We start from the raw sequence: 17,888 nt of genomic DNA, 5'->3' as shown, positions 1-17,888 counted from the left end.
TTTATTTTCCTCCAATCAAGGGCTGCTGCAAAATGGGCAGGGCCAAATCTTCTTCTAAAGAAGCCAGGACGCCGGGAAGGGCATCGGCTGTTTCCATGGGCGTAAAGCCATAGGGGCCGCGGGCTTTGCGGCAGGCATCGCCGGCTGATCCGTGGAGATAGACACCGGCACAGGCGGCACTGCACAAATCGCTCATGCCCTGATGGGCCGTCATGGCGGCAATCATGCCGGTCAGGACGTCCCCCATGCCGCCACAGGCCATGCCGGCATTGCCCGTGGAGTTGATGTAGACGTTCCCCGTCCGGGCCGAAACGATGAGCGTCGGCGCCCCTTTGAGGACGAGGTTGACTTTCCATTCCGAGGCAAAATGACGGGCTGCCGCAATGGGGTCCGCTTTGATTTCCGTCATGGACAGGCCGCTGAGGCGAGAAAATTCGGCCAAGTGCGGCGTCATGATAATCCGGCTGCCCCGCGAAGCGATGAGGGCCTTTTCTCCGGCCAGCAGGTTGAGGGCATCGGCATCGAGGACGACAGGGCAATCCACAGCGGCCAGGACTTTCAGGAGAAATTCTTTCGTCCCGGCGTCGCGGCCCATGCCGGGGCCCATGGCCAGGACGGACCAATTCTTGCTTTCAGCAATGATTTCATCGGCATCAGCAGCAGTGAAGTGGTCGCCAGTACCGACGCCGCGGACCATGATTTCCGGCTGGGCGCCGATGCAGTACGGCGCCGTCGCACCGGGCACGCGGAGGAAGACCTTGCCGGCCCCGCTGCGGACGGCTCCATGAGCGGCCATGAGGGCGGCTCCGGCCATCTGGATGCTGCCGGTGACGATAGCGATGGTACCGTGAGTCCCTTTATGGCTGTCCGGGCTGCGGGGCACGACGATTTCAGCGATATCCGATTCCTGCAGCAAATAAGCCGGGTCTTCTTCGAGCTGCATGAGCAACGGACCAGGCATGCCGATGGGGTCGACTTCAACGTGGCCGGCACAAGCCCGGCCGGGATAGAGGACCAGGCCCCGTTTGAGGGCACCAAAGGTGACGGTCATATCGGCAAAGAGCGGGCCGTCTTCATCGTCGTCACCGTTGCTGACAGCACCTGTATCGGAGTTGACGCCAGTCGGCATATCGACGGCGATGACCGTGACGGCACCGGCGGCGGCAGCGGCGTTGACTTCCGCTACGATAGAGGCAATGGGCTGGCGCAGGCTGCCGTGGAAGCCCGTCCCCAGCATGGCATCGATGACGACAGAAGAGGCGAGGAGCCGTTTTTGCAGGACCTGCCAGTCAGCTTCCGACTGCGGCGCCGGCAAGAGCAGGCACGTTTCATCGTCGGCCAGCTGCTGCAGCGTATGCAGGTGCTGACGCGCTTCATCGCTATAGTCGGCTTCTTCCCCGAGGACATAGACATAGGCTCTGGCCCCGGCGGCTAAGATGTGGCGGGCAATGACGAAGCCGTCGCCGCCGTTATTGCCTTTGCCGCAAAAGAGGACGACATCCTTGCCATCCCAGCCTTCCAGCCAGGCACCGGCCCGTTCGGCAACGGCATGGCCGGCATTTTCCATGAGGACAGCCGGCGCAATGGCATATATGCCATGCATAGCTATCCGATCCATATTCCGCATCTGAGCGGCAGTAGTAACTTTTTGCATAGTAATTCTCTCCTATTTTTATTGAAAAGGGCACGTGTAAAGGGGCCTGACGGCCCCGCCATCTCAGGCCGCCATGGACTCAAATGCCGCTGCGCGGCGACAAACTCAAAGGAACGACATCGCCTCGGGAAGCCCTCGGCTCATGGAAAAAGCCGTGGCTCGTGGCTCGTAGTTCGTGGCTCGTAAAACCCCGCCATTAAACAAGAAAGGGCTATGGTTGAACCTCACAGCGGCACTATCTGACAGCCAATCAACCTCTCAGTCAGCTCCAGCTGACAGCTCCCCTATCAGGGAAGCCATTGCAGCCGGCCATCTGCGGCCTGCGGACGGCGTTTATTTCATAAGTCTATCGCGGCAGAACTTCGCATCTGAGTCCGAGCGGACGGCGATGCTATTCGACAGAAAATCAACCTCTCAGTCAGCTTTGCTGACAGCTCCCCTATCAGGGGAGCCATTGCGGCCGGCCATCTGCGGTCTGCAGACTGCGTTTTTTTCATAAGTCTGTCGCGGCAGAACTTCGCATATGAGTCCGAGCGGACGGCGATACTATTTGACAGAAAATCAACCTCTCAGTCAGCTTTGCTGACAGCTCCCCTATCAAGGGAGCCGTTGCGGCCGGCCATCTGCGGCCTGCGAACTGCGTTTATTTCATAAGTCTGTCGCGGCAGAACTTCGCATCTGAGTCCGAGCGGACGGCGATGCTATTTGACAGAAAATCGACCTCTCAGTCAGCTTCGCTGACAGCTCCCCTATCAAGGGAGCCATTGCGGCCGGCCATCTGCGGTCTGCGGACTGCGTTTTTTTTCTACCCTAACACGGTGAAGGCAATGGCGTAATCGCCGTCGTGGGCGATGGACAGGGACGGCAGCTGGCCATCCTGGCCCACGGCCTGGGCATAATAGCCATAGAACTGATAATACGGAGCTCCCAACGAGTCATGGCAGACTTCGACGTCCGTCCATTTTCCCTGGCGGAAACCGGTCCCCAAGGCCTTGAACAAAGCCTCTTTGGCAGCAAAGATACCGGCCAGCGATTCAGCCCGCCAGGTACCATCGTTCCGCTGACAATAAGCCAGTTCCTGTTCCGTAAAAAAGCGGCCCAGAGAACGGCCGTGACGGGCGGCCATGTCCGCTATACGGCTGATTTGTACGATATCGGTTCCGCAGTGCATCGCATTTCCCCTCCTTTTTGGGCCTGACGGCCCACGTCATCGTTCGTCGAGTTTTTGGGGCCTGGCGGCTCCTACGCATGCCTCTCAACCTCTCAGTCAGCTTCGCTGACAGCTCCCCTATCAGGGGAGCCATTGCGGCCGGCCATCTGCGGCCGGCCATCTGCGGCCTGCGAACGGCGTTTTTTTCATAAGTCTGTCACGGCAGAACTTCGCATCTGAGTCCGAGCGGACGGCGATGCTATTTGACAGAAAATCAACCTCTCAGTCAGATTCGCTGACAGCTCCCCTATCAGGGGAGCCGTTGCGGCCTGCCATCTGCGGCCTGCGAACGGCGTTTCCCCTCCTTCACCACAAAAAGGAGGCTGCCGCATTGGCGACAACCCCCTCTGTATTTCACTACCACTTCTGCATTCGGATACAAACGCCCAATCCTTCCAGGATGACCCGGAAAGTCATAAAGGATACGGTCATATCGTCATGAAGGCCGTGGGCTACTTTATAGGAAATGGTGACGGTCTGATGTTGATAGTCGTAACGGAAGCCGTGCAGATTGGTCTCAAAGGTGTATTTGGGAGCCGGAATGGCAAACTGCGGCGGCTTTTCTACTTCCAGGCCATGGGTCAGGCGTTCGAGGATGACCCGTTTGGGCAGTTCAGACTGCAACATCTCTTCTGTAAAGCTATCCAATACAGACATGTATCCCCCTCAGTCTTCGTCGAAGAAGTGCGCGTGGATAGCTTTGACGGCTTTGTCGATGACATCTTCTGCAATCAGGCAGGTGATGCTGATTTCCGAAGTGGAAATGATTTCGATATTGATGCCGTTATCGCCGAGGACACCGAACATGCCGGCAGCGATGCCCGGATGACCGGCCATGCCAGCACCGACGACAGAAACTTTAGCCATCTTATCATCGATGAGGATATCTTCGACAGGCATTTCCTTGCGCAGATTGGCAAAGACAGCTTTGGCCTGTTCCAGGTCCGTACGGGCAATGGTAAAGGTAATATCCGTTACGCCTTCGTTGGCAATGCGGACACTCTGGACGATCATGTCGACGTCGACGTGTTTTTCTGCCAATTCAGCGAAAACGCGATAAGCGAAGCCCGGTTTATTGGGAATCCCTAAAACGGTGATTTTTGCAACATTTTTATCCGAAGCGACGCCGCGGATGAGATACTGTTTGACTTCCATAGAGCAATCCTCCTGTATCATAGTTCCTTCATCTTCAGAAAAAGTCGAGCGTACATGGATGGGGACGCCGAAGCGGCTGCCCATTTCGACGGCACGGGGCTGCATGACACCGGCGCCGAGTTTCGCCATTTCCAGCATTTCGCCGTATGTAATCTGTTCGATTTTCCTTGCATTGGGAACGACACGGGGATCGGACGTGTATACGCCGTCAACGTCGGTATAGATTTCACAAACATCAGCATGGATGGCACCGGCAATGGCAACGGCTGTCGTATCGGAACCGCCGCGGCCCAGCGTCGTGATATCGCCATGGCCCGTAATGCCCTGGAAGCCAGCGACGACGACGATATTGCCCTGATCCAGCGCTTTCATGATGCGGCCCGGTTTCAATGCCAAGATACGGCCTTTGTTAAAGGCATCGCTGGTCTTGATGCCGGCCTGAGCACCGGTAAAGGAAATAGCCTTCTGGCCGGCTTCCTGGAAAGCCATAGCCATGAGGGCGATGGAGACCTGTTCGCCCGTCGTCAGGAGCATATCCATTTCACGGCCGTAAGTCTTAGAGGTAATCTGCTTTGCTAATGTCACTAAATCGTCGGTAGTATCCCCCATTGCCGAAACAACGATGACGATTTTGTCTTCAGGCTTTTTGCCTTTTAAGACTCGTTGTACAATAGCCCGCATTTTGTCCGGTGTCGCAACGGAGCTGCCGCCGAACTTCTTAACGATTAATGCCAACTTAAATCCCTCGCTTTTGTTTGTTTAAGTATTCATTATCATGGTAATTCATTATTATGGTTTATTACCATCTGAAACCACTTATTGAAATGATATCATGGACAAGGGGAAATGTAAAGGGCTTGTAGGGCCTAAAGGCCCGCAGGCCGCAGTTCGCAGGCCGCCGTTCCGTTCATCGTGATGAAATGGCCGTTTTCAAACAAAAAAAAAAGGACTGTCCACGATGGCCTATGCCTTCGTGTAACAGTCCTTTTAGATTCACAAGGTGATGAGTAATCAGTAAGCCGAGTTTTGTTCTGCTTGCGCAGCAGCAATCATCTATCTAGACATACCGTTGCCGGCATGTTCAAGCGACACAACCCGGAAGATCAGCGGGCCGCTTCATCCCTCCCCTATTCGGTCTTGCTCCAGATGGGGTTTACCTAGCCGATGCATTACTGCACCGCTGGTGCGCTCTTACCGCACCGTTCCACCCTTACCACTTGCGTGGCGGTACACATTTCTGTGGCACTATCCCTAAAGTCACCTTCGCCGGCCGTTAGCCGGCATCTTGCCCTACGGAGCTCGGACTTTCCTCTAATGCAAAAGCACTAGCGATTGCTTTTCATACTCATCATTCGTATAGGATACCATATTTGATGATGAGAGTCAAGGGTCTGACGGGCCCGCAGGCCGATTCCGTTCATCGAATCAGGGGCCTGATGGCTCCGCAGGTCGCAGGCCGCCGTTCGCAGGTCGCAGGCCGCCTTGGACTCAGTTGCCGCTACGCGGCGACAAGCTCAAATTGACGACATCGCCTCGAGTAACCCCTCGGCTCATGGAAAAAGCCGTGGCTCGTTGTTCGTGGCTCGTAAACCCCCGCCATTGGACAAGAATGGGCTGTGGTTGAATTTCACAGCGGGCTGCCCAGCCACAGCTGTCCGTTTTGGCAACCGTCCTGCGCCTTCCGTCGGTCGGCACCTGACGGGCCAAAAAGGCTTGGGACAGCCCCTACGCACAAGGCCTTTGCCATGTGTTTTTATTATATCCCGTAAACGATATTCCATTCATCGCCTGTATGCGATACCGTAGGGGACGCCTGAAAGGCGTCCCGCCGTGAATCTTGGGCACAGCCGGAATTTATGACAGGTGATACATGGTCGTAATACAATCATGAGTCTGTCGCGGCAGAACTTCGCATCTGAGTCCGAGCGGACGGCGATACTATTTGACAGAAAATCAACCTCTCAGTCAGCTTTGCTGACAGCTCCCCTATCAGGGGAGCCATTGCGGACGGCCATCCGCGGACGGCGAACGGCGTTTATTTCATGAGTCTGTCGCGGCAACGCCGCATATGAATCCGAGGAAACAGCCAATCAACCTCTCAGTCAGCTTCGCTGACAGCTCCCCTATCAGGGGAGCCATTGCGGACGGCCATCTGCGGACGGCGGGCGGCCCGCTACGCGCTGAGGGTTTCCCGAAGCGTCGTTGTCAGTTTGAGTCTGTCGCGGCGAAGCCGCATTTGAGTCCGAGCGGACGGCGGTCTGCGAACTGCGACCGGCGCTATAAGCTCTATTCGCTTATAGCTAACGCAAGGTCCGGCGGATTTCTTCTACGGCGCCTTTGATGTCTTTTTGGCCTACGATGGCGGAAATCATGGCAAAGGAACGGAAGCCTTCGTCGTAGAGGCTGCGGATGTTAGCCAGGCTGATGCCGCCGATGGTGACGACGGGCAGGTCGAATTTAAGGGCATATTCCTTGGCTTCAGGCGTTACGACTTCGTCGGCGTCTTTCTTGGACTGTGTCGGGAACATGGGACCGAAGCCGACGTAATCGGCTCCGTCAGCCAGGGCCTGTTTCATTTCATCGACGGTATTGGTCGATACACCGATGAAGACGTCCGGGCCGGCGAGCTGACGGACGATCTGGGCCGGTGCATCATCCTGGCCGACGTGGATGCCGTCGGCGCCGCAGGCGATGGCCAGGTCTGTCGAGTCGTTCATGATGAAGGTCACGTCGTGTTCGTGGCAGAGCTGGGCAATGGCTTTGGCTTCTTCGTACTTGGCGCGCCATTTCTTATGTTTTTCGCGGTACTGGATAATCGTGACGCCAGCCGCGATCAATTTCTTGGCGACGTCCATATTGCTACGGCCCAGGCAGAGTTCCTCGTTGCCCATAATGGCATATACCGGGTCTTCTAATAAATGTCTTACATGTTCTTCTTTAGTCATGATACGTTTCCTTTCTATGGGAATTAATGGGGCCTGACGGCCCCGCAGGCCGCGGTTCGCCTTGGAAAAGGCCGTGGCTCGTTGTTCGTGGCTCGTGGCTCGTAAAAACCCGCCATTGGACAAGGATGGGCTGTGATTGAATTTCACAGCGGCACTATCTGACAGGAAATCAACCTCTCAGTCAGCTTTGCTGACAGCTCCCCTATCAGGGGAGCCATGGCGGCCTGCCATCTGCGACCTGCGAACGGCGTTTATTTCATGAGTCTGTCGCAGTGAACTGCCGCCTCTAAATCCGAGGAAAGAGCCGTGGCTCGTTGTTCGTGGCTCGTGGCTCGTAAAAACCCGCCATTGGATAAGAATGGGCTGTGGTTGAATTTCACAGCGGCACTATCTGACAGGAAATCAACCTCTCAGTCAGCTTCGCTGACAGCTCCCCTATCAGGGGAGCCATTGCGGCCTGCGACCTGCGAACGGCGCGCCGTGAGGCGCTTTACATATAATGAAGCATGTCCTTACTGGTCGGGTCGGTTTCGCAGGTGATGTGCCATTGCTGTTCTTCGGCAGCTCGTTCCAGGCGTCGGCAGAGGTCGGCGACGACAGGCGATTCGGTGCCGAAGTGGCCGCCGTCGGCGACGACGATGCCCTGTCGGATGGCTTCCTGGGCGTCGTGGTATTTGACGTCACCTGTGAGGTAGAGCTGGGCACCGGCGTCTTTCGCCAATTTGATGAAGCCAGCTCCGCCGCCTCCGAGAAGGGCGACGCGGCGGACGATGACGTCCGTATCGCCGGCATAGGACAAGGCATCGCGATGAAGGAGGACTTTGATTTTCTTCAAGACGTCCATAGCCGGTTCCGGTGTCGGCCAGGTCCCGACGCGGCCCATCATGAAGGGATGACCGGCATTTTTCAGCGGATACAGGTCATACGCCGGTTCTTCATAGGGATGAGCGGCCAGCATGGCCTGTACGGTCTGACGGAGCTTGCTTTCGGGGACTATGGTTTCGATCCGTTCTTCTGCCGTTTTTTCGACTTGCCCGATTTCACCGATAAAGGGATGCGTCCCTTCATGGGCTTTGAAACGGCCTTCGCCTTTGGCCGTAAAGGAACAGTCGCTGTAGTTGCCGATATAGCCGGCACCGGCGTCGGCCAAGGCCTGGCGGACGGCGTCACCATGGCTTTCCGGGACGTAGACGGCGATTTTATAGAGTTTATCTTCGGCTACGGGGACGAGGCCCTTCAAATCCGTCAAGCCCAGGAGGCGGGCCAGGACGTCATTGACGCCGCCGTCGGCACTGTCCAGGTTGGTATGGGCGCTGTAGACGGAAATGTGATGGGCCAGGAGTTTTTGGTACATGCGGCCGCTGTACGTGTCGGTCCGCAGGGATTTCAAGCCATCGAAAATGACCGGGTGATGGCTGACGATCATCTGGACGCCGTGTTCGATGGCATAATCGACGGTCCCCATCATGACGTCCAGGGTGACCATGAGTTTATCGACCGGTTCGTCAGGGCTGCCGATGAGCAGGCCCGGATTATCCCACGATTCTTTGAGCGACAACGGCGCCCAAGCTTTCAATACTTTGACGATTTCACCTACTGTAGTTGCCATTTCAATTCCCTCCAGAAGCGCAATTCGCTTTCTATTTTTTCCATCCGTTCGTGCACATCTTTGCGGCTCTTCTTCAGGCCTTCCAGGATGTGCCCTTTTGTTTCCATGAGAATGTCTATCTTGCGGCTGAGCAGCGGGTCGCGGCGCTGCCAGTTCACGGGACCGATATCATAGATCCAGTCCGGCAGGACCCCGGCCTGTCCCGGCACGGCCCGCATCAGTTCGTAAAGGCGGCCGTCGTCGATGACCAGCCGTTCGTCTTCGATGTGCCAGCCATGCTCATACAGGTAGCGGCGCAAGGCACCGGCATCGCTTTGGGGCTGCAAGACGACAAATTTCAAAGACTGCCAGACCGCATAGGAAGTCTGGAGTATCCGCACCATCAGCGGGCCGCCCATGCCGCAAATGACAGCGCCGTCGACTTCCCCTGCTTTGATGCAGGTCAGGCCGTCGCCCAGGCGGCAGTCGATGCGGTCGGTCAAGCCGGCACCGCGGACGTGGGCCACGGCCGCTGCCAGCGGTCCCGGAACGATGTCGGCGGCAATGGCCGACGGACAATGGCCGCTCTCACAGACGGAGACCGGGATATAGGCGTGGTCGGTCCCGATGTCGGCAATGACGGCCCCCTGTGGAATGAGGGATACAGCCGCAGCCAGGCGGTCCGTTAATTTCATGATATAAACACTTCCTTTATAAACAGAATCTAATTGCACTCCCTATTATAACAGACGGGACGAGAATTGAAAGGGGGGTAGGGGTTAGCGGTTAGGGGCTAGTAGTTAGGGGTTAGCAGTTAGGGGTTAGCAGTTAGCGGTTAGAGTCGTAGGTCGTTCATCGTTCGTCGAAAAAAAGGGGCTGTCGCATGTGCGACAGCCCCTTTTAAGTGGTTCGTGGCTAACGAATGGTTTTAAATTTAAAACCATCTTCTCCAAACTACAAACTCCGTACTACAAACTTTAAAGAGCAACCTCTCAGTCAGCTTCGCTGACAGCTCTCCTATAAGGAGATCCATGAACCACTAGCCACTATTATTCCCACTCACTTCGTCAAGGCGATGATGGTTGCGACGGCGGCCACGCCGATGGCGATGTTGGCCTTACGGTTGGCTTTGTCGACATCTTTCTGGGTCGATGTCTTATGGTTCTTTTCCCAATCTTTCCGTTCTTTTTCCCAGTTGCGGTGATCATGACGATAGTCGCGGTCATCGCGCTGTTCCCAGCGCTGTGGATAATCTCTGGGGCCTGTGGCCTGGGCCGTCAGGGCGGCGCCGCTGAAGGTCATGAAGGTAACGACCAAAACCAGCATCATGCGTACTATATAGTTGAACTTCTTCATAAGTATCACTCTCCTTATTTAGGTTACTCATAGTATACTCATGAGCCGTTACAATTCAGTCACAAGGCCATTTCAGGAGGGCTACAAATCAGCTTCTTTTTGGTATATGGCCCAAACGCCTTTCTGGGTGCGCCATTTCCAGGTCCCCGGTACTTCCTGGAGGAAGTGGGCTTCATCGCGGTTGCGGACAACGGCCAGGACTTTAGCATGGTCGGGCAGGTCTTCGATGGCCATGAAGGGCATGACGTTCTTGGCATTCCAGCTGATGCCACCAGGCAGCATATGAGCGATGTCTTCAGCCGGTTCCAGGCGGTAAGCCGAATGACCGGAATAATAGGTCAGGGACACGGGGTAGCGGCCGCCATAGGTGACGACAATCGTTTCATTATCGGCCAGGCCGCTGACGACCTGGGCGGCATCATAAGCCGAAGCCTGCTGGCACTGAGGCACGATGACTGTACACGTAGCGGCTACGTAAATGGCCAGGACGATGCCGGCCATGTTGAGGACCAGGCGGTCATATTTCTTCAAATACGACGCAAAGCCGATGGCCAGGGGAATCATATACGGGAAGGTATAGGTCATGTATTTCGTCGCCATGAGCTGATAGGTCACGAAAATCGTAGCCGCCCAGACGATGAGGAACTGGGTCTTCATGGACAAGGCAGGCAGGCGCAGTCGTTTTTCCCGCCAGGCCGCCGCGATTTTCCGGGTCAGGCCATAGTCGCGCCAGGCCAGGGGCAGGGTGAAGACCCAGGGTACGAAGCCGGCCAGGAAGATGGCGCTGTAATAATACCAGACATTGAACTGAGGATGTTCGGAAACGGTAGCCCGCAGGACGTTATGGACGCCTATGAACTGGCTGACGAAGTCGCTGCCATGCATGGCGTACATCGGACCATACCAGATGAGGGTGATGGCCAGGAACAGGATCAGGCCGGAAAAGAGCTTGATGTGCAGCAGGGCCTTGAGGTCCCGGCGCCATACGAGGAAGAGCAGGATGATCAGCCCGGGCTGAAAGAAGCCGATAGGCCCTTTGGTCAGGACGGCCAGGCCGGCAAAGGCGTAGGCTAGGTAGTACCAGCGCGGTTTGCCTTCGCTGTAGGCGATGTAAAAGGCCATGAGGCAGGCCGAATAAAAGACGAAGAGGGGCATATCCGTAATGATGGCCTTGGAGAGGTAAAAATATTCTACCGTCGTCAGCAAGATGAGGCCGGTCAGGAATCCCGTCTTCTTATCGTAGAGGCGGACCGTGAAGCCATAGGTCAGGAGGATGCCGGCCATACCGAATAGGGCCGGGAAAAAGCGGGCCGAGAAATTACTGATGCCGAAGAGCTTGAAGGCGGCAATGAGTTCCCAATAGAAGAAAATCGGTTTATCGTACCAGTAATTGCCGAAGATGCGCGGTGAGAAGTAGTCACCAGAAGCGAGCATTTCCTTAGCTGTCAAAACATAGTTCGATTCGACAGGGTCCGTGACGACCAGCAGGTGGTTAGCCACAAAACAGAGGATGGCTGCCAGGACCAGGAGGATGACAGCCGGCGAAGCCATGATTTTCTGCCACAGGCGCTGCCATACCGACAGGGCCACGTCTTCCTGTTTTGCACGAAATTCATACATAATAAAAACTCCCCTTCCTATTCGTTACCGTTTTGATGGTATCAGTATAGGAAGGGAAGTTAAATAAAAGATAAACAGAGCGATAACAAAACGAGAAAGGACCGTAAAAAATTCCGTCAGGCTAACCCCGGAAGCGGTAGCCGGCGCCCCAGACCGTTTCGATGTAGCGGGGGTTGGCCGTATCCTCTTCGATTTTTTCGCGGATGCGGTTGACGTGGACCGACACGGTCGCTGTTTCCCCTAGGGCTTCGCTGCCCCAGACGCGGTCGAAGAGGGTCTCCTTGCTGAAGACGATGCCCGGATTCTTGGCAAAGAACAAGAGGAGCTCGAATTCCTTATTGGGCAGGGTCACTTCTTTCCCCTTGACGAAGACGCGGTGGCCGCTCTCATCGATTTCCAAATCGCCGTAGTGCAGGACGTCGCGATGGACTTCGCGGGACGTGAGCTGTTCATACCGGGCCAGGTGGCCTTTGACGCGGGCTACGAGCTCATTGGGACTGAAGGGCTTGACGATGTAGTCATCGGCGCCCAGGCCGAGGCCGCGGATCTTGTCGATGTCTTCCTGCCGGGCCGATACCATGAGGATCGGGATGTCCTTGGCTTCGCGGATAGTCCGGCAAATCTGGAAGCCATCGCGGCTGGGCAGCATGATGTCCAGCAGGATGAGGTCATAGGCGTCTTCCAGGGCTTTCTTTTCCCCTATCTTGCCATCGACCGCGATGTCGGCACTGAAGCCATTGGCTTCCAAGTAGTCCCTTTCCAATTCGGCAATGCCCTGGTCGTCTTCAATAATCAAGATACGTTTCATGTATGTGATTCCCCTTTCGGTAACGAAATGCAAATGGTCAATCCCTTAGGCACTGTCGCCTGGGCCCAGATTTTTCCCTTCATGGCATGGACAATCTGCTGGACCACGGCCAGTCCCAAGCCGCTTCCCTTGGCCACATTGGTCCGGGCCTTGTCGGTGCGGTAGAAACTTTCAAAGAGCTTCGGCAGTTCCTTCTCTTCGACGCCGCAGCCGTCATCGGCAAAGGAAAGGAGATATGCCCCTTCCCCGCCATCGGTCAGGGTAATGGCCAGATGGCCGACGGCCTGGTCTTTATATTTCAGGCTGTTGCCCAGGATATTTTCAATGACCCGCTGGAACTGCTGACGGTCCATAGAAATGACGGCCTTGTCCAGGGAGGACTGGAAGGTCACGTCCAGCCCTTGCTGGTGGAAATGGTCGGCCTGTTCACCGATATAATCCTTTAAGTAGGCCGCCACGTCGACGTCTTCCCAATGGAAGGGCACCTGACCCAGGTCGAGCTTGGAAAAGAGGAAGAGCGTCCGGACCAGGCTGGCCATGTGGCGCGACGTATCGACGATCATGCCCAGGTAGTGCCGTTCTTTTTCCGGCGTATTGGCGATGCCGTCGAGGATGCCGCTGGCATAGCCTTCGATTTTCGTCAAAGGCGTCGACAAATCATGGGAAATGCCGGCCAGGAGTTCCTTGCGGTTCTTGTCGTATTTATCCCGCGTATCCCGGGCAGCCCGCAGCTGGAGGCGCATCTTTTCAAAAGCCTGGCAGGTATCGCCGATTTCGTCACGCGACAAAATCGGGACGGGATGGTCCAAATCGCCCTGGCTGATGGCATCGGCCATATTGCGCAGCCTTTCGACGGGACCGACGATCTGGCCGGCCATCCAGCGCGACAGTTTCAGGCCGACGAGGATGGTCAGCAAGATAGTCAGAATAGCCAGGACGTAAAAGGCGACCTTCAAGATGTCCTTCGATGACAAGTCGATGTACTCGTTTTCGGGATAACTCGGCACGGCACCGGCGACGGCCAAATGGATGTCCGTATGAGGCGAGACGTAGTAAAAGCGCAGGCCTTCGCCAGTCCAGGTAAAGTCGGCATGGCCCTGACGATGACCGGCCATGACCTGCTGGCGCAGGTACACCTTGTCGATGCCATCCGTATCGTAGAGGTCTTCCTTATCGCGCCAAATGGATACATTGAGGCCCTGGTCCTCCAAATGATCGGCGGCCTGGAGGAGACGGTCCATGTTGCCATTATACTGGTCGGCCCGGACACGGAGGCGGCTCAGCTCGAACTGGATGGACATGTTCTGACCGCTCTCGGGCCAGATAAAGGAAATGATACTGGCCCGGTTAATGTTGCCGAACTGCAGGGCCAAAAAGATGGCGATGCTGACGACGGCCGTAAACAGGACGGGAATGAAAATCATGATGAAGTTGGAAAAAAGGAGGCGCTTGCGCAGCGGCCAGTCCCGGAGTTGCATAGTCCTCACCTGGTTTCTCTAAAATTTCTTTTATTATATATCTTGAGATTAAACAAAAATATAACAAAAAGCAAATTTTCTGGTGAATCTTTTTGCCCTCTTTAAAAAAGTCTGTTATAATAGGGTACAAATCTAGTATAGTTTTGAGATTAGGATTAAATAAGGGGTGTTTATGAAATGACTCAAATCACAAAAGAAACAAAGGAAGAAATCAGCCGCCGCTTCCCACAGTTCGTCGAAGCAACGCGGGCTTTTTACGCCAAGGAATTACCGCCGGCCAAATATAAGGGCACGTCGGGCAAGTTCGGCAGCTATGGCGAACGGGGGGCCCATAGCAGCATGCTGCGCCTGCGCTTTTCCGGCGGTGCCATCGAACCGGCACACATCGCTTTCCTGAAGGACGTCCTCGACCGCTACGACATCGACCTCGTCCACTTCACGACAGGTGAGGCCCTGCAGCTCCATCATTTGGGCGAAAAAGAAGTCCTCGCCCTCTATCAGGAATGTTTCGACCACGGCATCTACTGCGTCGGCGCCGGCAGCGACAATCCGCGCAACATCACGGCCAGCCCGCTCCACGGTGTCGCTCCGGGCGAATATTTCGACATGACGCCGTACATCAAGGCAGCGGCCAACTTCGTCATCAACTGCATTCCCAAATTCAACTTGCCGCGTAAATATAAAATCAGCTTCTCCAGCGGCCTGGACAACGAAGGCCATGCGACCTTCAAGGACCTGGGCTTCGTCGCCCGTCCGGACCACAAATTTGACGTCTATGCCGGCGGCGGCTTCGGACTCAACGGCTCGCGCTTCGGTATCCTCATCGACGAAGGCGTCGATCCGCTGGATATTTCCTATTACATCCTGGGCTATGGCCGGGACGTCTACATGAAATACGGCGACTATGAACACCGCGGCCAGAACCGTTCGCGTTTCATCCTCACCAAGCTCGGCGACGATGCCTTCCGCCAGGCCGTCCGCGATGCCGTCGCCAAAGCCAAGGCCGAAGGCGATTACCGCCTGACCATCGAAGAAGAAACGCCGTTAGCTAAGAGCGGCGCCGATGACAGTGTCCTCGAAGACGGCCGCATTGGCAAACAGAAACAGGACGGCCTCTATTACGTCGAATACAAGCCTTTAGGCGGCACGCCGAAACTCTCCGTCTTCCGCGAACTGCTCAAGACCCTCCAGACCATGGAAGGCGCAGAAATCCGCCTCAATGCCGACGAAACGGCTTACATCATCAACCTCACGGCAGACGAAGCCCGTAAAGTCGCTGCCCTCACGGCGAACGACACGGCGACGACGGCCTTTGAACATTCCGTCAGCTGCATCGGCGCTACGGTCTGCCAGCAGGGCCTGCGCGATTCTCACGGCACCTTCGTCAAACTGGCCCAGCTCTTCAAAGACCGCGGCATCGACAGCCACTTCCTGCCGAAATGCCACTTCTCTGGCTGTCCGTCGAACTGCACGGTCCAGCAGCTGGCTCCTCTGGGCCTGCGCGGCGCCAGCAAAAAAGTCGGCGACAAGATGGAACCGGCCTTCAACATCTACGCCGGCGGCAACTACGCCATCGGTAAAGGCGTCATGGGCGAACAAATCGGTGTCATCACCATCGAGCACCTGCCCGACTTCTTCCTGGCCCTCAACCAGACCCTTCTCGATGCCAACCAGTCCTACGGCGAATGGTATCCCCAGCATAAAGAAAAACTCATAGAATTAGTCAATCAGTTTGAATAGGAAAAAGGGCTTGTCGCATGTGCGACAAGCCCTTTTAAGTTGTTAGTGGCTAGCAGTTAGTGGTTAGCGGATGGCTTTAACTTTAAAACCATCTTCTACAAACTACAAACTCCGGACTACAAGCTATAAAGCGAAAGGAACCTCACATGATGGCAGAAGCCTTCGTGCGACAATCGCCTTAACGGCCTTTGGCCTTCATGGTGTGCATGACCCAGAAATAGGAACCGCCTGTAAATAAGCAGGCCAGGACCCAGCAGATAGGGCTGGCACAGCAGATGCCGAAGTAGCCCCACATGGCGGCCAGGACCAGGGCCGATACACTGCGGCCGCCCAGTTCCAGGATGCTGCTGATGAGGGGCACGCTGGAAATGCCCATGCCCTGCAATGCGTTGCGGTAGACGAAGATCTGGCCCAGGAAGAGATAGAACGGGACGGACATCTTCAGATAGAGGAAAGCCTGTTCCCTGAGGACTTCGTCGTGGTCCGTCGTGAAGACGCTGATGAGTTCCTGGCCATAGCTGTACATGGCCACGGCTGCGGCCAGGCAGAATACCAGGGACACGAGGGAGCACTGACGGACGCCCTGGCGGATGCGGCCATACTGGCTGGCGCCGTAGTTCTGTGCCGAATAGACAGCCATGGCGATGCCGAAGGAAATCATGGGCTGCAAGGCCAGCTGTTCGATTTTCGTCGCCGATACGAAGCCGGCAATCGTTTCAGGGCCAAAGGTATTGCAGACCGACTGCAGGACCAGGATGCCCATGGAAATGATAAGGAACTGGACAGCCATGGGCAGGCCCAGGCGCAAATGCTGCCAGGCAAAGGGCCAGTCGAAGTTCCAGTCGGCCCGGGTCAGGCGCAGCATGGGAAAGCGGCGGCGCATGAAACACAGGCAGAGCACGGCCGATACGGCCTGGGCGATGACCAGGGCGATGGCCGAGCCGGGGACGCCCCAGCCAAAGGCGACGATGAACAACAGGGCCAGGGCGATATTCAAGAGAGACGACACGATAAGGAAATAAAGCGGCGTCCGACTGTCGCCGAGGGCCCGGCAGATGCAGGACAGGAGATTATAGCTCATCATGGCTACCAGGCCGAGGACGACGATGAGCATGTAATGATAGGCGTCGTCGTAGAGGACATCTGAAATGTTCATGAGCCGCATGATGAGCGGCATGGCCAGGCTCACGCAGGCCGTCAGCATCAGCGTGATGACCAGGGCCAGCATGGCCGACGTCGCCACAGACCGGCGCACGCCGTCCATGTCTTCGGCACCGAAGCGCTGACCCGTGATGACGGAAAAGCCGGAAGACAAACCGATCGTCAGGCCGAAGACGGCCATAAAGACGGGTGCCACGGCGCCGACAGCGGCCAGGGCATTGACGCCGATAGTGCGGCCGACGATGATGATGTCGGCGATATTATAGAATTGCTGGAAAACATTGCCGATTAAAAGGGGCACCGTAAAAGCCAGGATGAGGCGGATGGGATTGCCCGAAGTCATACTGCGAACCATGGAATCGTCCTTTCTCTAATAACGAGGAGTGAAATAGTTTTATTATAGCATGATAGGGCACAAAAACAAGTTTTAATCATTTTTTAATCAAGGCCCCTGATTTTTTAATTTCCCTTTCATATTTCCAGGGTACAATAGGCGTAACACGCATCTTGTTTTAAACGTTTTGTTTTTTTCGGAGGTGTTGCCCATGTATCACAGACCGTTTTTCTCCCTTCCTGCATGGCGGGAACCCTTCTCTACCGTTCCCCGGTGCCAGCTCATCACCTTTTGTACGTATCAAAAAGAAGAGACACTGGGGAAAGTCCTGCGCTATCAGGGACAGCACATCTGGCGGCCGACCGCCTGGGGCATGGCGGCGACGCGGGCCCTCAAGGCCATGCAGCGGAACAACCAGATTGCCATCATCAAAGAGTTCACGGTCATGCCCAATCACATCCACTTGTTCATCTTCTACAAGAAATTCCACCCCCGCCTGCCGGAATGGTTCATCGAAAAGACCAGGGAATTCCTGCTCTATTACATCGAACCGCCCCGCGACTGGCCTGTCCCCATCTGGGAAGAGTCCGTAGATACGCAGATGGTCTATACTGATACGGCCCAATACGCCGTCGCCGAAAGTTTAAAAGAATACGCCCATCATTGGAAATACGACCCGCTGCATAAGCGGTGAGGGAGCAAAAAGAGGCTGCCGCATGCGCGACAGCCTCTTTTTTGTAGGGGCGTCCACGTGGGGCGCCCGCTCTGAAATATGTACGATTTCCCGACCAGTCTGCTAGAAGAATCACACAAATCCCTAACGGGTCGCCCACGTGGCG

The 17,888-nt window shown here is 55.8% G+C and carries 14 protein-coding genes and 1 other RNA gene; 2 read left to right on the top strand and 13 right to left on the bottom strand.

Going from position 1 to position 17,888, the window contains the following annotated elements:
- Nucleotide 1: 1 nt before the first annotated feature.
- The 12 genes from ACFCTO_RS00840 to ACFCTO_RS00785 all read right to left on the bottom strand — a co-directional run bounded on the left by ACFCTO_RS00840 (nt 2) and on the right by ACFCTO_RS00785 (nt 13,814).
- The gene (locus ACFCTO_RS00840) at nt 2-1,654 is read right to left on the bottom strand and encodes an NAD(P)H-hydrate dehydratase (protein ID WP_444321402.1); all 1,653 of its coding nucleotides are present in this window, start codon (nt 1,652-1,654) and stop codon (nt 2-4) included.
- Between the two features lie 805 nt (nt 1,655-2,459).
- Nucleotides 2,460-2,825, bottom strand: coding sequence for a holo-ACP synthase (gene acpS / locus ACFCTO_RS00835; protein WP_337466044.1), 366 nt, complete (start codon nt 2,823-2,825; stop codon nt 2,460-2,462).
- A 396-nt stretch (nt 2,826-3,221) separates the two neighbouring features.
- Complete coding sequence (locus tag ACFCTO_RS00830; RefSeq protein WP_020723737.1) at nt 3,222-3,521, bottom strand: hypothetical protein; 300 nt, start codon at nt 3,519-3,521, stop codon at nt 3,222-3,224.
- Nucleotides 3,522-3,530: 9 nt separating this feature from the next.
- Nucleotides 3,531-4,754, bottom strand: a complete 1,224-nt coding sequence (locus ACFCTO_RS00825) for an aspartate kinase (RefSeq protein ID WP_298677564.1) — start codon at nt 4,752-4,754, stop codon at nt 3,531-3,533.
- 265 nt (nt 4,755-5,019) lie between these two features.
- An RNA gene (gene rnpB, locus ACFCTO_RS00820) (RNase P RNA component class A) lies at nt 5,020-5,367 on the bottom strand.
- 952 nt (nt 5,368-6,319) lie between these two features.
- A complete protein-coding gene (gene thiE, locus ACFCTO_RS00815; RefSeq protein ID WP_499876180.1) occupies nt 6,320-6,964 on the bottom strand; it encodes a thiamine phosphate synthase in 645 nt (214 codons plus the stop codon).
- A 490-nt stretch (nt 6,965-7,454) separates the two neighbouring features.
- Nucleotides 7,455-8,573 carry a Nif3-like dinuclear metal center hexameric protein gene (locus ACFCTO_RS00810; RefSeq protein WP_499876179.1) on the bottom strand — a complete coding sequence of 373 codons (1,119 nt, stop codon included), beginning with the start codon at nt 8,571-8,573 and terminating at the stop codon, nt 7,455-7,457.
- Nucleotides 8,558-9,247 (bottom strand): tRNA (adenine(22)-N(1))-methyltransferase, encoded by a 690-nt coding sequence (locus ACFCTO_RS00805; RefSeq protein ID WP_499876178.1) that lies wholly within the window; start codon nt 9,245-9,247, stop codon nt 8,558-8,560. The genes ACFCTO_RS00810 and ACFCTO_RS00805 overlap by 16 nt, the downstream gene beginning before the upstream one ends.
- Before the next feature lie 364 nt (nt 9,248-9,611).
- Nucleotides 9,612-9,908 carry a hypothetical protein gene (locus tag ACFCTO_RS00800; protein WP_499876177.1) on the bottom strand — a complete coding sequence of 99 codons (297 nt, stop codon included), beginning with the start codon at nt 9,906-9,908 and terminating at the stop codon, nt 9,612-9,614.
- An 81-nt stretch (nt 9,909-9,989) separates the two neighbouring features.
- The gene (locus tag ACFCTO_RS00795) at nt 9,990-11,528 is read right to left on the bottom strand and encodes an ArnT family glycosyltransferase (RefSeq protein ID WP_499876176.1); all 1,539 of its coding nucleotides are present in this window, start codon (nt 11,526-11,528) and stop codon (nt 9,990-9,992) included.
- Between the two features lie 121 nt (nt 11,529-11,649).
- The gene (locus ACFCTO_RS00790) at nt 11,650-12,336 is read right to left on the bottom strand and encodes a response regulator transcription factor (RefSeq protein WP_481325051.1); all 687 of its coding nucleotides are present in this window, start codon (nt 12,334-12,336) and stop codon (nt 11,650-11,652) included.
- Nucleotides 12,333-13,814 (bottom strand): sensor histidine kinase, encoded by a 1,482-nt coding sequence (locus ACFCTO_RS00785; protein WP_292262511.1) that lies wholly within the window; start codon nt 13,812-13,814, stop codon nt 12,333-12,335. Before ACFCTO_RS00785 ends, ACFCTO_RS00790 begins: the two co-directional genes overlap by 4 nt.
- Before the next feature lie 177 nt (nt 13,815-13,991).
- On the opposite strand from ACFCTO_RS00785, the gene ACFCTO_RS00780 reads away from it, so the two are divergent.
- A complete protein-coding gene (locus ACFCTO_RS00780) occupies nt 13,992-15,554 on the top strand; it encodes a nitrite/sulfite reductase (protein ID WP_302484954.1) in 1,563 nt (520 codons plus the stop codon).
- A gap of 178 nt (nt 15,555-15,732) precedes the next feature.
- On the opposite strand, the gene ACFCTO_RS00775 is transcribed toward ACFCTO_RS00780, so the two are convergent.
- Nucleotides 15,733-17,070, bottom strand: a complete 1,338-nt coding sequence (locus tag ACFCTO_RS00775) for an MATE family efflux transporter (RefSeq protein ID WP_292300311.1) — start codon at nt 17,068-17,070, stop codon at nt 15,733-15,735.
- A 190-nt stretch (nt 17,071-17,260) separates the two neighbouring features.
- On the opposite strand from ACFCTO_RS00775, the gene ACFCTO_RS00770 reads away from it, so the two are divergent.
- On the top strand, nt 17,261-17,743 hold the full coding sequence (locus ACFCTO_RS00770) for a hypothetical protein (protein WP_292261359.1): 483 nt from the start codon (nt 17,261-17,263) through the stop codon (nt 17,741-17,743).
- The last annotated feature ends 145 nt before the right edge of the window (nt 17,744-17,888 follow it).

It is taken from the genome of Megasphaera indica (assembly GCF_046614755.1).
In the GTDB taxonomy this organism is placed as follows: Bacteria; Bacillota; Negativicutes; order Veillonellales; family Megasphaeraceae; genus Megasphaera; species Megasphaera intestinihominis.
This window is presented reverse-complemented; position numbering and strand designations above follow the sequence as displayed.